Source organism: Peribacillus sp. NPDC094092 (assembly GCF_050279365.1).
Taxonomy (GTDB): Bacteria; Bacillota; Bacilli; order Bacillales; family DSM-1321; genus Peribacillus.
Map to the genome: position 1 here is coordinate 344,324 of NZ_JBNNUC010000005.1, position 15,044 is coordinate 359,367.

16 protein-coding genes are annotated in these 15,044 nt (G+C 41.8%); 4 read left to right on the forward strand and 12 right to left on the reverse strand.

Annotated features, from left to right (window positions below; all coding sequences use genetic code 11):
• Positions 1 to 277 precede the first annotated feature (277 nt).
• The 3 genes from spoVAD to ACQKNS_RS22265 all read left to right on the forward strand — a co-directional run bounded on the left by spoVAD (position 278) and on the right by ACQKNS_RS22265 (position 2,596).
• Positions 278 to 1,282: a stage V sporulation protein AD gene (gene spoVAD, locus ACQKNS_RS22255; protein WP_427645427.1), complete on the forward strand. Its 1,005-nt coding sequence runs from the start codon at positions 278 to 280 to the stop codon at positions 1,280 to 1,282.
• Positions 1,283 to 1,498: 216 nt separating this feature from the next.
• Positions 1,499 to 1,705 (forward strand): DUF1657 domain-containing protein, encoded by a 207-nt coding sequence (locus ACQKNS_RS22260; RefSeq protein ID WP_076372773.1) that lies wholly within the window; start codon positions 1,499 to 1,501, stop codon positions 1,703 to 1,705.
• 30 nt (positions 1,706 to 1,735) lie between these two features.
• Positions 1,736 to 2,596 (forward strand): DUF421 domain-containing protein, encoded by an 861-nt coding sequence (locus ACQKNS_RS22265; protein ID WP_427645428.1) that lies wholly within the window; start codon positions 1,736 to 1,738, stop codon positions 2,594 to 2,596.
• Positions 2,597 to 2,604: 8 nt separating this feature from the next.
• Here the strand turns inward: ACQKNS_RS22265 and ACQKNS_RS22270 are convergent, their stop codons facing one another.
• A complete protein-coding gene (locus ACQKNS_RS22270; protein WP_427645467.1) occupies positions 2,605 to 3,198 on the reverse strand; it encodes a YitT family protein in 594 nt (197 codons plus the stop codon).
• A 379-nt stretch (positions 3,199 to 3,577) separates the two neighbouring features.
• Complete coding sequence (gene rlmD / locus ACQKNS_RS22275; RefSeq protein WP_427645429.1) at positions 3,578 to 4,948, reverse strand: 23S rRNA (uracil(1939)-C(5))-methyltransferase RlmD; 1,371 nt, start codon at positions 4,946 to 4,948, stop codon at positions 3,578 to 3,580.
• Between the two features lie 189 nt (positions 4,949 to 5,137).
• Between rlmD and ACQKNS_RS22280 the strand changes: the two genes are divergently transcribed.
• Positions 5,138 to 5,356, forward strand: a complete 219-nt coding sequence (locus ACQKNS_RS22280) for a methionine aminopeptidase (RefSeq protein WP_427645430.1) — start codon at positions 5,138 to 5,140, stop codon at positions 5,354 to 5,356.
• A 44-nt stretch (positions 5,357 to 5,400) separates the two neighbouring features.
• Here the strand turns inward: ACQKNS_RS22280 and ACQKNS_RS22285 are convergent, their stop codons facing one another.
• The 10 genes from ACQKNS_RS22285 to ACQKNS_RS22330 form a co-directional block, all read right to left on the reverse strand.
• Positions 5,401 to 5,976, reverse strand: a complete 576-nt coding sequence (locus ACQKNS_RS22285; protein ID WP_427645431.1) for a GNAT family N-acetyltransferase — start codon at positions 5,974 to 5,976, stop codon at positions 5,401 to 5,403.
• Between the two features lie 62 nt (positions 5,977 to 6,038).
• Positions 6,039 to 6,953: a diacylglycerol kinase gene (locus ACQKNS_RS22290; protein WP_427645432.1), complete on the reverse strand. Its 915-nt coding sequence runs from the start codon at positions 6,951 to 6,953 to the stop codon at positions 6,039 to 6,041.
• Between the two features lie 179 nt (positions 6,954 to 7,132).
• Positions 7,133 to 8,059 carry a LiaF transmembrane domain-containing protein gene (locus ACQKNS_RS22295; protein WP_427645433.1) on the reverse strand — a complete coding sequence of 309 codons (927 nt, stop codon included), beginning with the start codon at positions 8,057 to 8,059 and terminating at the stop codon, positions 7,133 to 7,135.
• Entirely contained in the window at positions 8,056 to 9,126 is a 1,071-nt protein-coding gene (locus ACQKNS_RS22300) for a hypothetical protein (protein WP_427645434.1), read from the reverse strand. The genes ACQKNS_RS22295 and ACQKNS_RS22300 overlap by 4 nt, the downstream gene beginning before the upstream one ends.
• Positions 9,119 to 9,589, reverse strand: coding sequence for a hypothetical protein (locus ACQKNS_RS22305; protein ID WP_427645435.1), 471 nt, complete (start codon positions 9,587 to 9,589; stop codon positions 9,119 to 9,121). The genes ACQKNS_RS22300 and ACQKNS_RS22305 overlap by 8 nt, the downstream gene beginning before the upstream one ends.
• The gene (locus tag ACQKNS_RS22310) at positions 9,586 to 10,128 is read right to left on the reverse strand and encodes an RNA polymerase sigma factor (RefSeq protein WP_427645436.1); all 543 of its coding nucleotides are present in this window, start codon (positions 10,126 to 10,128) and stop codon (positions 9,586 to 9,588) included. The genes ACQKNS_RS22305 and ACQKNS_RS22310 overlap by 4 nt, the downstream gene beginning before the upstream one ends.
• Before the next feature lie 167 nt (positions 10,129 to 10,295).
• Positions 10,296 to 11,723: an Asp-tRNA(Asn)/Glu-tRNA(Gln) amidotransferase subunit GatB gene (gene gatB, locus ACQKNS_RS22315; RefSeq protein ID WP_214745491.1), complete on the reverse strand. Its 1,428-nt coding sequence runs from the start codon at positions 11,721 to 11,723 to the stop codon at positions 10,296 to 10,298.
• Positions 11,724 to 11,735: 12 nt separating this feature from the next.
• Positions 11,736 to 13,196 carry an Asp-tRNA(Asn)/Glu-tRNA(Gln) amidotransferase subunit GatA gene (gene gatA / locus ACQKNS_RS22320; protein WP_076372750.1) on the reverse strand — a complete coding sequence of 487 codons (1,461 nt, stop codon included), beginning with the start codon at positions 13,194 to 13,196 and terminating at the stop codon, positions 11,736 to 11,738.
• A 12-nt stretch (positions 13,197 to 13,208) separates the two neighbouring features.
• Entirely contained in the window at positions 13,209 to 13,499 is a 291-nt protein-coding gene (gatC, locus tag ACQKNS_RS22325) for an Asp-tRNA(Asn)/Glu-tRNA(Gln) amidotransferase subunit GatC (protein WP_427645437.1), read from the reverse strand.
• A gap of 367 nt (positions 13,500 to 13,866) precedes the next feature.
• Positions 13,867 to 15,036 (reverse strand): CamS family sex pheromone protein, encoded by a 1,170-nt coding sequence (locus ACQKNS_RS22330; RefSeq protein ID WP_427645438.1) that lies wholly within the window; start codon positions 15,034 to 15,036, stop codon positions 13,867 to 13,869.
• Positions 15,037 to 15,044: the final 8 nt, after the last annotated feature.

A 15,044-nucleotide genomic window follows, 5' to 3' on the forward strand; every position in this document is an offset into this window, starting at 1 on the left:
AAGGACCTGGCCTGAATTTACCATAGGGTTACATACAAGCAATCCAATTGATTGAACTACGGACAATCAAGCCCAAAGCTATTGAAACAGGACGAGGTTGCTGAAGCTATTGATTCATACGCTTAAAATTTTCGTAAACAGGTCGTTTAGAATTTGAATGGCATGAACTTAAAAAGACCTTAATAAAAGGATTTCAAAAGGAATTGGCTGAAGGATCTATGTTTATTCCAAGATCTTATCTTATCAATGACAATACTCTACAATGGGGTGGTTTATAATGCTTACGGGACATCGCACATGGGTGTTTGATCAAAAACCTGTCATCGTCTCCACGGGAACCGTTGGCGGTCCATTCGAAGCGGAAGGTTTGCTTGCGGATGATTTCGATCTTCTCCATTCCGATTTATGGATAAATCAAGATACCTATGAAAAGGCACATAAAGTCTTATTGGAAGAAGCGAGTACAAAAGCAATCGAAAAGGCGGGTCTTCAGAAGGAACAGATTCAATTTTTCCTTGGAGGCGACCTTATCAATCAAATAACCCCTACGAGTTTTGCCTGTCGTACACTGGGAACACCTTATCTTGGCTTATTTGGTGCTTGCTCCACCTCCATGGAGGGACTGGCTCTTGGTGCATACCTTGTCAATACCAAAGGGGCACAGTACTTATTGACAGGAGCATCAAGTCATAACGCTGCAGTGGAAAAGCAATTTCGCTACCCAACTGAATACGGGGGGCAAAAACCTCCAACAGCCCAATGGACCGTTACGGGGGCAGGAGTGGCTTTATTGAGTAGTGCCGGGGAAGGCCCTAAGGTGACTTCAGCTACGATAGGCCGTGTCATCGACATGGGATTGACTGATCCTTTCAATATGGGCGGTGCCATGGCCCCAGCTGCTGTAGATACGATTGAAGCCCATTTAAGAGAACGGAACCTCGCCCCATCCTATTATGATTTAATAGTGACTGGGGATTTAGGAAAGATTGGACATGAAGTTTCTTTGGCATTATTTGAAAAACATGGAACGCCGATTAAAGAAGAGCAATATAAAGATTGCGGTTTAATGATATACAGGGATGGTCAACCGGTCTTGTCCGGGGCAAGTGGCCCTGGATGCTCAGCAACCGTCGTTTATGGTCATTTATTGAATCGCATGAAAAAGGGAGAAATAAAACGTTTGCTCGTCGTGGCTACCGGCGCTTTGCTATCTCCTCTATCCTTTCAACAAAGTGAGACGATTCCATGCATTGCCCATGCCGTTTCCATTGAATACGAATGAACCATGATTCTCTTATGTAATCGGGTCATATAAGGTTTGAAGTGCCTGCTTGTTCACGGCTGCGTACATTGTTTTCGGAGAGTTCGCGGATGCATAAAAGCAAGGATTGATCGATTGTTGTCACTGGCACGATTGAATTAACCAGTGCCAGGAAAAAACAATATCGAAGTGTTACAAGCCATTATATTTAGATCCAAAGGATAAGGAGGATGCTATATGACGATAGCTTCTAATGTAAAACAATGTGTCTCTAGTCTTAAAGGAGTTGAAGCAGGTTTATCCAGCTTAGCACTCCGGACTCAAGATGATGAATCTAAACGCATCTTGCATGAAACGATGCTGGTGGTGAATGAAGTTATGAAGGATGTACAGAAACGCGTGGGAGAGTTAGAACGGGAAGAACCACAATATAAAGGTTTTTAAATACCATGATCAAGCAGGAGGTGTTTGGTAATGCCGGATTGGATAGAAATTGTTTTACGTTCATTATTCTTTTTAATTGTTCTTTTTGTGATTACAAAAGTGTTAGGAAAAAAGCAATTGTCACAGCTCTCCTTTTTTGAATATGTAACGGGTATAACCATTGGTAATGTTGGGGCAGAATTAGCTACGAAAGTTGAGGGCAATGTTATCCATGGTGTACTGTCGATTCTGGTTTTTGCCATAGCACCCTTCATTGCGGGATCAATATCCCTAAAAAGTAAAACTTTCCGTGATCTTGTGGAAGGAAAAGCATCGGTTTTCATCAAAGATGGGAAGGTCATGGAAGATAATTTAAAAAAAGAGAAGTATACCATCGATGAATTATTGGCATTGCTCCGGAAAAAGGATGTCTTCGATATTTCTGAAGTTGAGTTTGCCTTATTGGAAGCCAACGGGGATTTTTCCGTAATGTTAAAGAAGCAAAATCAACCTATTACACCTAAGGACCTTAACCTTTCAGTGGCTGCAGTAAAGGAGCCACAAACCATCATTATGGACGGCAACATACTTGATGAACCGCTTTCCACGATTGGACTGAACCGAAATTGGCTTCATACTGAACTGGATAAGTTGGGTGTAATTCTTGAAAATGTTTTTCTTGGTCAAGCCAATTCCAACGGGGAATTAACCGTGGACCTTTTTGATGATAAACTTAAAGTTCCTTCTCCTCAAGAAAAACCCCTTATGCTCGCGACCTTGAAAAAATGCCAAGCGGACTTAGAGTTGTTCGCACTTGGAACTGAATCAAAGGAAGCTAAAGAGATGTTTAGCAAAAATAGCGAAAAGCTGCAAAAGGCAATAGATGAAGTCGCCTATATCCTAAGGAACTGATAATATATTCATTTCCTCACTTTCATAAGCGAAGTGATCAGTCCAATGATGACGATCGTCACACATGAAAAAAGAAAAATTTCGATACCTAAGGTGAATGCTGCCGCTGAAATGATTAGTGTATCTATGACGATAATCGCCAATGCAATATCCATGGAAGTAGACTTCGAGATGATTTTGGCTAACATATCCGTTCCTCCGCTGCTTGTCTCATATCGAAGCATGAGACCTATGCCCATCCCTATGATGGCACCGCCAATCAAAGAGCTTGTCAGTATCGACATGGAAAAGACCTTTTTAAACGGATTAAGCCAATCCATAAAAAGGGATGTCAGAAGCAACCCGTGAACACTGCTATAGAAAAAAGGCCGTTCATAGTACCAGGCATATAAAAATAGGGGAATGCTGAGGATCAACATGGATAGTCCTGTTTGAAAACCAAAGAAATAATGAAAGATGAGTGCAATCCCAATAACGCCGCCATCTATTAAATGGTGCGGAACTAAAAACCCATTGATTCCAATACCAACCAAAAAGCTACCAACAATTACAGCAACCGCTTTTTGAAAATTAATAAAATCATCACCTGCCTCACATTTCATATATTCCTTACTATATGTCCAAGGCAGAGCATCAAGAATATCCATTCAAAAAAAAAAAATCCCCCTCCTTTCACGGGCCCGGTCATTGACCGATTCCCACAGCTTGTGGGTAAAAGAGGTTCGGAAAACATCTCTTTCATCACATGATGTTCCCTAATCACCTGAACCAAAGCAACACCACTAAATGTTAAAACAAAGATGATTGGAGCGGGCACGAGACCTTTGCTCAGCATGCCGAGGAGGCTCCCTGCCTGCCCGCGGAAAGCGAGTGCCTGAAGCGGAGTCCAAATTGTTACAAGCCATAAAAAAACTGTAGGCAATTTTCATCGAGCTCGCCTACAGTCTAAGGGCCCGGTCATTTAGACCGGGCCCCATTCCATCACTTCAACTCTAATAACACTACATTTTCAACATGTGTCGTCATAGGGAACATATCGACAGGCTGGATATCAACTGCTTTATATCCGCCTTCTTCCAAGAGATGAAGATCACGCGCCAGAGTGCCTGGGTTGCATGATACGTATACGACTTTGCTCGGCTTCATCTCGATGATCGTATTCAGAAGGGACTCTTCACAACCTTTGCGAGGAGGATCCACAACGATGACATCCGCAGTATTGCCCTTTTGATACCATTCAGCAATTACGTTACCTGCATCGCCAACCATGAATTCTGCATTTGAGATATCATTCAATTCAGCGTTGCGGCGTGCGTCTTCTATCGCTTCTTCGACCACTTCGACACCGATTACTTTTTTCGCTTTCTTAGCTAAAAATAAAGAGATGGTTCCAATGCCGCAATAGGCATCGATCACTGTTTCTTCACCAGTCAGCCCTGCATAGTCAAGTGCTTTATCATATAGGACTTTCGTTTGGCCCGGATTGATTTGGTAGAAAGACTTTGCTGAAATCGCAAATTTCACATCACCGATCATATCATGGATCACTTCGTCGCCCCATAGTACAGTCATTTTATCGCCTAAGATAACATTCGTTTTCTTGGAATTAACGTTTTGAACGATGGATTTCACTTGTGGAAGACGTTCAACGATTTCCTTCACGATTGTTTCGATGAAAGGAATGCTTTTCGTTCTTGTTACGAGAACAATCATCAATTCATCTGTTTGCTTGCCATAACGGGCCATGATGTGCCGTAATACACCCTTATGTGCCTCTTCATTGTAAGCAGGGACACCAAGTTTACTGAAAATCTCTTTAACAATTTGAACAGCTTCATTGATCACTTCATGTTGGATAATGCTTTCTTTCGTTTCAACAATTTCATGTGTCCGCGGCTTGAAGAACCCTGCTATTAGCTTGCCATCCTTTTCACCAACAGGCACTTGCGCTTTATTACGATAATGAGTCGGATTCTCCATCCCGATGATCGGGTGAACCTTCACATCCTCAAGTTTCCCAATGCGCGTCATCACTTCACGCACTTGTCTTTCCTTGTATTTCAACTGTCCTTCATAGCTCATATGCTGCAGCTGGCAGCCACCGTATTTATGGTAATCTTCAGTCGTGACCTCAACCCGGTATGGACTGTTTTCGATAATCTCCATCAAGCGTCCGAAGCCATAACCTTTATTGGCCTTCATCACTTTAATTTTTGCTTTTTCACCTGGAAGGGCGCTCTGAACAAAGATCGGGTAGCCATCGACTTTTGCGACGCCAGCTCCTTCATGTGTTAAATCTTCAAATAAAACCTCTATAATATCATTTTTAGCAACTGGTGCTGTTTTTTTCATATCATCTTCTCTTTTCTTTTTTATGCTAGCCTGTATTTTACCACAATAGAGGCCTTGCCACAAAACCACTCACCAATTTACCCTGTTTTTCATAAAAATATAGTGGAAGGAATTACGGATTTTTCATAGTTCCATGAATAAAAGTTCAATAAAAAATGAAAAATAAGGAAAAACAGATGAGGTGAGGAAATGGGTTTATTTAACTCTATATCAGCCTGGAATGCTACAAGGTTAGAAAAACACCGAGCAAGTATGGAGGAAAAAGGCCTCTGTCCGGATTGTTACGGACGTGGATACAGCTCCTTCGTACCTACGGAATATCATTTTTCCGATATACACGACTGTCCCGGCTGTAATGGCACCGGAGCTTACTCTGATTGGGCAGCCATGAACGGGCAGCAAATGTAATCGCATACAGTGCCAAATTTCAAATGACTAAAAAGGACCCCCTGTTAAACAGGAGGTTCTTCTATTGCCTTCACCATATAGCGAAATTCATGGCCGCTAATCGAAATGGTTTTCATTTCCCTATATCCTAATCTGCTATAGAGACGATTCGCCGCTTCATTTTGATTTTCAACGACTAAAGAAATTCTTGGATATCCCTTCTGTTTAGCGTACCCCTCTACATATTGAATCAGTGCACTACCAATTCCTTTTCCTTGAAAATTCGGGTCAACGGACACAGTATCCAAATAAAAGTCTCTCATTTCCGCTTCCTTATCGAGCGTAACGCTTGGGTCTTTCATTTTCATCCTTAATTGTTTCACTATCGGTTCATCCAAGCTTTCGGCATCCTTGCCATGGTAAGCAATGATCAATCCAGATACTTGTCCATCATGTTCGCTGACAAGCGTATTTTCATAGCTGATCCGATTTCCACTTTTCCTGAACAAATCGGCAAGAACGGAAAGTATTCTTCCTTCTTCCGTTTCGCCTGTCAAAACCTCTGCAATTTCCTTAATCGCTAACCGGGTCAATACAGCTGCCTTGTCCGCATCTTCCGGTGTCGCTTTCCTGATATACATGTTTGCAATTCTCCTTGCTTCATTAAACTGAAAAGGCCACCAGATTCAGTGGCCTTTTCACCCTATTTATTTGCCGGATCGTCCGGCAGTATTCCTTGCGGGATGAATACATCAAAATGGCGGTACTGATTTACGAATTCAGCTGGGGCCATCCCGCCAAATTCCCCATCCAAATTAAGCATCATGTCATTTTTGGCATGTACTTTAATTCGGTTGGCTTTTTCATAAATGACGTTCTTATCATGGATATGCTCACCGCGCATTGCTAATGTCGCGACACGCACAATATCAGCGAGGTTTGCCTTTTTCAAGATAAGCAACGTGAACATACCATCATTCAAAGAGGCGTCAGGAGCCAGTTTCTCGAAGCCGCCGACCGAATTCGTGTTAGCAACCAAGAAAAGCATGATCTCTCCTTCAAAAAGCTTTCCATCATATTCAATAGAAACTTCCGTCGGCTTGATCGAAGGAAGCATTTCAATTCCTTTAATATAGTAGGCTAGCTGACCAAGCATGGTTTTCAGTTTGATCGGCACGTCGTAGGTCAATTCGGTCAACCTGCCTCCGCCAGCAATATTGATGAAATACTTATCATTCATTTTCCCAATATCGACTGGCATCGTATGCCCACCGGCAATTATTTCGGCTGCCCCTTCGATCGTCTTCGGTAAATGCAGCGCCCGCGCGAAATCATTAGTCGTTCCCGTCGGAATGATTCCTAGTTTCGGACGTTTCTCTGCTGTGGCCAGTCCATTAACAACCTCATAAATCGTACCGTCGCCCCCTGCTGCAATAACTATTTCATAGCCGCGTTCAATCGCTATCTTAGCCGCTTTCGTCGCATCCCCAGCACCGGTCGTCGCATGTGCAGAAGCTTCATAACCAGCTTCTTCAAGTTTTGCTAGCACACCTGGCAGGCTCTTCTTAATGGCTTCCCGGCCCGAAGTCGGGTTGTAAATCAACCTTGCTCTTTTCATTTCCCATCATCCTTATACATATTGATTCCATAATTTACATCTTAATCCTTCGTTACATGAAAAGCAATATTCGAAAAAAAGAGGACCGTATTTCGGTCCATATCTTTTGCATTTGACTAGAAATCGTATCAGGGAAATTATAATGCTTTTTACAACTTTATTCTAGTAAATGATTTCAATCATGGATATTGAACATTCACGTTGAATGCATCGGTAACCGTTAAAGTATGTTTCCCTTTGCCAATAGTGAATATCCCATTCTTTTTTACAATGCCTACTTCACTTGCTTCTTCTTTCACTTCTGTCATCTTCCAGCTATTCTTCGGGCCTTCAAGTTCCTCGGCACCCCTAGCATCTATCTTGATATCACTATTATCCTGAAGGAATACACTCAGATTTCCGCTGTCCTTCACAGTCCAGTCATTCATGAGTTTTCTAGGCTTCAAGACAAGATCGGTACTTTTTCCGTCTATCTCCACCGCTAACTCTGCAGGGATTATAAGAGTTGCCTTAAGATCACTTGCACCACTTTCCAAAAGTCCATTTTGAATCGGCAAATCCTTGAAGCTTATATAAAGCGTATCACCATTTCTCTCAACGAGTAAATAATCTTCCGCCTTCTTCAACAACGAATCGGCATCTTCCATTACCCGCTCACCATATGTTCCAAAAACGGAAACTTCCCCGTCATTACCACTTTCAATAGTCAATGGGTATGGGCCAGAGTCCAGGACAACTCTTTGTATGCCTTTCCCTGCCTTTTGATTGAAACCAGGCAAATTGACCGTTTTCTCTTCACTATTCACGGCAGCCCTAACTTGATCAATCAATCCGCTTGATGTTAGCAGAATTAAAACTATTCCCGTCGTTCCAAGCAATCCCACGAAAAGAATGCTAAGAATATCATACTTTACAAAAGAACTTTCTTTTCTCGAAAAATAAATATAGAAGAGAATCTCTGCACCCAAGATAATGAACAGCAACGGCCACCATGATAGCAGAATCGTCGTCAAATTCATATCCGCAATTTGAGAAACCAGTAAAACCAAACCCAAACCAACCAGGGAGATCCCCATTGAAATCGTTCCGACTCTCCATGTTCTCATTTTGTCCCCTCCTTGGCTCTCTCTTTTTTACTTCCCGACAGCAATTTGATTCCCCCGCCTATTAGAAGGATGCATACAAGACCTTTTTGAAAATAATCTCTAAACCAGTATTCCAAGTTTCTTCCTATCCATTCATCCAAATGAGGAGCAATGGCCGGGACGATGATATTACTGGCCAAGAAATAGACTCCAAGTCCCACCAACCCCAATCCTACCCATTTTTGATGATTGACCATTCCCGAAATGATGGGAGTATCTTCTACTGGACCCTCTTCCATTTTCGAGGCTTTTTGCAATCCATCAAAAAAACTATAAAACCAGATAATCGGAATAAGGAAAAAGAAGAAACCTAACCGGAGTAAATCCAGTATATAAATGGCGAATAAAAAGCCGGCCATCAATTGTATCCCACGTTTTTGCAGTCCCAAATATAGATGACCTGCACCAGGGAAAATAGCCAATAAAGTCGCGACCGATTTACTCTTCTTCCCGGATTCCCGCCTCTCCTCGAAATCTTCCAAAACGGTCCGATCGATAAGCTCCTCACCTCTTTGCTTTTTATTCAGCTGTTGAACAGAATCAAAAAAGCTGTAAATCCAGATAACAGGCAACAGTGCCATGAATATTAATAGACCTTCCATTTGTGTCATCACACTGATGAATATCACCATGATGCCAAGGCCTAAAAAGCCAATGAGAAAAATAAGTCCACGGTTCATGAGGCCCAGCTGAAAATGCCCTAATCCAGGAACGAATGATAGGATGATTACATAAAATCTTTCCGCTTCCGGCTGATCTGCCATCCCCCCTGCATCTTCTTCACTTTTAGGATTCTTCAGTGAGGTGACCACCAAATCAAATATACTGATGAAATAAAACACCATTCCAATAATGGAAAAAGCCAGAAACGCATCCGATTGGCTGATCAACGAAAGAAAAAGACCACCAAGCCCCAATCCGGCCGTGACAAGAAAATAAAATAACCCTTTATATTTCCTCCCTAGGTAAAAATGTCCGAAACCTGGCAGAAAGGATAATAAAAAAGCTAAAACCGGATTTTTATTCATTTCTAAAGCCCTCCTTATTTTTCTTTTCGATACTTTCCATCCAATTAAATGTTTTATCAATAAGTCCATCGGTTAAGGACTGTGTTTCCTTTTCACTGCTTGATTCAACAGAATCCACGTATTCTGTCAATGATTGAAATACTCCGCCTGCCATCAATAAGATCGTAAACCCGGCAGCAATCAGGTAATGTCTTGTTATCGTCCGAAGTGACTTCTCCTTCCGGTGTTGCTTTTCCCCTTTAACAGAGTCGCCTTTCAATCGGCCAATCGAGTCCATGACAGGACCTGCAATATCAATATCAAATCCTTCAATGTCCTGACTCATTTCTTTTTCCATCGCTTCCATATAGGCGGACAAACACTTGTCACAGGAGTATAGATGATTTTCATATTCAATTTTTAGAGCCTCTGGTATTTTATCTGCCAAATATGCAGCCCATTCTGCTTCAGGGACATGATTCATGAAAAATCCTCCTCTTCCCAATGTTTTCTCATCCAATTTCTTGCCCGATATAGCTTTACCTCGACAGATTTCACTTGAATCTGCTGTTCCTCTGCAATTTGCTTGAAGGTCTTTTCCTTTATGTAATAGCCATATACAACATCCCGATATCCCTCTGGAAGGTCATTCAGCTTCCGTAATACTTGCTTTCGCCTTTCATTCCGAAAAAATACTGCCTCGACATCATCAGTTAAGCCCAAATTCGCTTCCGGTGAATGTTCGTCCTGCAATTCTTCCTTTTGGCGTTCCCTCTTTCTTTTTAGATCGATTGCATGGTTGATCGCAATTCGGGTAATCCAAGTTTTGAAACCTTGGTTCCTATATTGAGGAAGAGAAGTGTAGATTTTGATAAAGACTTCCTGGGTAACATCTTCTGCATCCTTTTGATTCCGCAAAACGGAATAGACGGTTCTATAAACCGTCTGTTTATAAGTTTCGATCAACAATCGGAATGCATGATCATTCCCAGCCCTAACCTTCTCAACTAACTCATCCGTCACTTCTCTTCCTCCTTTCCTGTCAAACATTCATGTAATAGACGACACAAAAAGGAGTTACCCTACAGATAACTCAAAAAAAATTAAAAATATTTTTTCAAGGTTTTCACAATGAACCCGTTTCTTAATCAAGAGAAAACCGTACCACTTTAAAAGTGATACGGTCAATATTAACGTTTATTGATTTCTTCCACCAAAATTTTATTAACAAGCTGTGGATTGGCTTGTCCTTTTGTCGCTTTCATGATCTGCCCGACAAGGAAGCCGATTGCTTTTTGTTTACCGGCCTTAAAATCTTCAATAGATTGCGGGTTATTATTCAATGCTTCTTCAACGGCTGTACGCAATGCACCTTCATCGGAAATTTGGACTAGTCCCTTCTCCTTGACGATCGTTTCAGCATCTCCGCCGTTTTCAATCAATTCTTTGAAAACTTTTTTAGCGATTTTAGAAGAAATCGTGCCATCTTCAATCAGCTTGATCATTCCAGCCAACGATTCAGCAGTCAATTTGACGTCATGCAGCTCTTTACCTTCTGCATTCAGGAAAGCGGAAACCTCACCCATGATCCAGTTGGATGCTAGTTTCGCATCCGCGCCTGAAGCGACTGTCGCTTCAAAGAAATCGGCACTTTCCTTCGTTACCGTCAAAACGGCTGCATCATATTCCGGTAAGCCGAATTCTTCGACATAGCGTTTTTTACGTGCATCCGGAAGTTCCGGAATCTCGGCAGCAATACGCGCTTTCCATTCTTCATCGATATGGATTGTCAATAAGTCCGGTTCCGGGAAGTAACGGTAATCATCGGATCCTTCCTTAACTCGCATCAGAACCGTTCTGCCTGTAGCTTCGTCGAACCGGCGAGTTTCCTGTTCGATTATGCCGCCTTCATTCAGGATTTCAGCTTGGCGAATTTCTTCATGCTCCAACCCTTTGCGAACGAAGTTGAATGAGTTCAAGTTTTTCAATTCGGTTTTCGTACCGAATTCCTTTTGCCCGACAGGTTTCAAGGAAATGTTAGCATCACAGCGAAGTGAGCCTTCTTCCATTTTACAATCGGAAACGCCTGTGTATTGAATGATCGATTTCAACTTTTCCAGATAAGCATAAGCTTCTTCCGGGGAAGTGATATCCGGTTCAGATACGATTTCGACAAGTGGCGTCCCTTGGCGGTTATAATCACAAAGTGAATAGTTCCCTTTATGTGTCAGCTTTCCTGCATCCTCTTCCATATGAATGCGGGTAATGCCAATTTTCTTTTTCTTGCCGCCCACTTCGATTTCAATCCAACCATGCTCACCGATTGGCTGATCGAACTGTGAAATTTGGTATGCTTTAGGATTGTCCGGGTAAAAATAGTTTTTCCGGTCGAATTTCGTAATTTCCGCCACTTCGCAATTCAGGGCAATTGCAGCCTTCATTGCAAAATCAACAGCCTTTTTATTGACGACAGGCAATACACCTGGGTAGCCTAGGTCGATTACAGTCGTGTTACTATTTGGAGCGGCACCAAAATGGTTTGGGCTCGCTGAGAAAATTTTAGAATCCGTTTTTAATTCTACGTGTACTTCTAGACCAATCACCGTTTCAAAGTCCATTATTTTCACCCCTTACAGCTTAGGAAATTGTTTATGAAAATCTGTTGCTTGCTCAAATGCGTGAGCTGCGCGGTAAATCGTGCTTTCATCAAAATGCTTTCCAATCATTTGCAGACCAAGCGGAAGCCCATTCGCTGCAAATCCACATGGCACGGAAATACCTGGTACACCAGCAAGATTGACTGGAATCGTCAAGATATCATTCGCATACATCGTTAATGGATCGTCGACTTTTTCACCGATTTTAAATGCAGGCGTAGGTGTAGTCGGCCCAACGATGACATCGTATTTTTCAAAAACATCTTCAAAGTCTTTCTTGATTAACGTACGTACTTTTTGAGCCTTTTTATAATAAGCATCATAATAACCGGAACTTAAGGAGAACGTTCCAAGCATGATACGGCGTTTCACCTCGTCACCGAATCCTTCTGCACGGGTTTGCTTATACATTTCTATAAGAGTTTCCGCATTATCTGTACGATGTCCGTAACGTACACCGTCAAAACGTGAAAGGTTAGCCGAAGCTTCCGATGAAGATAGCAGATAATAGGCAGCTAAAGCATATTTGGAATGCGGCAATGATACCTCTTCCCATTCAGCTCCAAGCCCCTCTAACACTTTTAACGCTTCAAGAACGGAATTACGTGCTTCTTCGCCAACGCCTTCACCAAGGTATTCTTTCGGCACAGCTATTTTCAATCCTCGAACATCGCCTGTTAATGAATTCACAAAATTCGGCACGTCAACATTAGCAGAAGTGGAATCCATTGGATCGACACCTGAAATTGCTTCAAGCAAATAAGCGTTATCTTCAACGGTTCTTGTAACCGGCCCAATTTGGTCCAATGAAGACGCAAATGCTACAAGTCCGAATCGGGAAACCCGTCCATATGTAGGTTTTAAGCCAACAACTCCACAATATGCAGCTGGTTGGCGGATCGAACCACCCGTATCGGAACCTAATGAGAATAGGACTTCACCGGAAGCGACAGATGCAGCTGACCCACCCGAAGAACCGCCTGGCACATATTCCGTGTTCCATGGGTTGCGTGTTGCTTGAAATGCGGAGTTCTCATTAGAGGAACCCATCGCAAACTCATCCATATTCAATTTTCCGATCGTAACCGTTTCTGCTTTTTGTAGTTTTTGAACAACGGTTGCATCATAGATTGGATCAAAGTTCTCCAAAATTTTGCTCGCACAAGTCGTACGCAAATTTTTAGTGACAATATTATCCTTCACTCCGATTGGCATACCAAATAAAGCGCCTTCGTTCTCGCCTTTTACCAATTGATCATCCAATCGTTTTGCTTGACTGCGGGCGTTTTCTTCATCAAGTGTCAAAAATGCCTTCACCTTGTCCTCTACCTGTCCGATCCGCTTATATGATTCGTTAACAAGATCAGTGACACTTATCTCTTTCTTATGTAAGCGTTCATGAAGCTCAGAAACCTTTTGTTCGAACAACGACATCATTGTCCCTCCTTATTCAATTATAGATGGTACACGGATATATCCTTCTTTGCTATCCGGTGCATTTTTAACTACTTCTTCTACTGGCAATCCTGGTTTTGCGACATCTTCGCGCATAACATTCTTCATATCCAAAACGTGAGAAGTCGGTTTTACTTGATCCGTATCAAGCTCATTCAACTGCTCCGCGAATGAAATCATTTGGTCAAGCTGATGCTGAAACTGTTGTGCTTCTTCTTCCGTAATGGCCAAACGAGCCAAATGGGCAACGTGTTTAACTTGTTCCATAGAAATACGTGACATTCTCTTCACCTCCGAAAAAATATCCAAATCGACTGAATTTCGTCGCTTTTCTCCATATAATCATCGTTTAAATCATATCAAACTATTGCACAGTAAAGCAACAAGAGATACAATGTCGAAAATCAATTATTTCATAAGGAAAAAGAGATATTTTCCGGGAAATATGGGAAAGTTGCCGGAATTTCCGGGGAAATGACAATAAGACCTTTAAAATTCGACAAATGTTCCCTTTATAATGCATTTGCTCCCTAAGATGGAAGGGTTTACTTCCTATAATATATTTTGTTCCAGGTTAAAGGTTATTTTGAAATTCACAAATTTTAAAGCGGATCGCAAAAAAGATGAAGCCGTTAAGCTTCATCCTTTTTCATTCGTATATATGCACGGTAGGTTCGTCTTGATTTGCTTCACGGACTATGAGCGCTTCAGGTCCATTTACAGAGGTAATGGATACCTGCACGGCAATGTAGTTCGGGAAACGTTCCATTACAAGCCCGGCAACATATTGGGTAAAGCCGATCGCTTCCGAGTTCCCATAAAATTGAATGGGGATATCGATGTTCAGACTTTGCAATTGATCATCCATATAGAACGCCCTGCCGATGACTCCATTAAAGTTAGGAAAGTATTCTTCTACATCTTCTTTAAAGTTCGTGAAAGTATTGACGTCATCACGATATTTTTTTTCGGCACCAGCAGAAGGAAATAGGAAATACTCTTCGTTCAAGTCCGTCCATTTTCCAATATTGTCAGAGTTTTTATCGATATTTGTATAGGAAATGAAATTCCCTGGGACTACCGAGGATTTTTCATTTTGCTCGAATAAAGCAATCGTAATCGGAACATTTTTCAGCTTGTCCATTTTACGCAGCCTTTTTAAGACTTCTGCAGCAATTTTCTCCCCTTCTTGCTTTAGCTTTTTACTATCGATTTTATTTTCATAGGTGGCACCGAATGCCTCTTTTTGATAGTAATGCACTGAATTCAACGCAAGACCTATTACTACCCCTCCAAGACTCACCGAATTATCCTTTGTTTTGACCAAGTAATTATGTTCTAAAATATGGGCAAGATAAATTGGATTTTCTTCATTCCGTTTATCAATGTCTCCTTTACCTGGATCAACCGGATTCAAGCCAACGTTCTCCGAGGCCTTCATCTTCTTTTCTTTCAACTGACTATCGGTATATTTTCTGTTCAGCCAGGAAGATATCTTGGAACTATCCAGCATTTGCCCCTCTTGAAATAGGTAATCTTCCGGGTCGAATTGGGTTTGGGCCAATCGCATCAATCCATTTTCGAATTCTTCAATGTCATATCGGGTATTTAGATTGGATACGACCAAACCGCGTGCTTTTGATGGTTCAAACGGTAGGATTGTTTGATAGTATTCTTCCGAAATTTTATACTTCGGAATGATTGCCGTTTCTTTTTTGTCTTTGGAGTCTTGAACTACCTCTTGCTTATCCTCAAAACTAGGCGCACATCCAGCAAGAAGCAGTATAAGAATCATCCCCAAAATTGAGTGTTTCCTCATAGCTACAC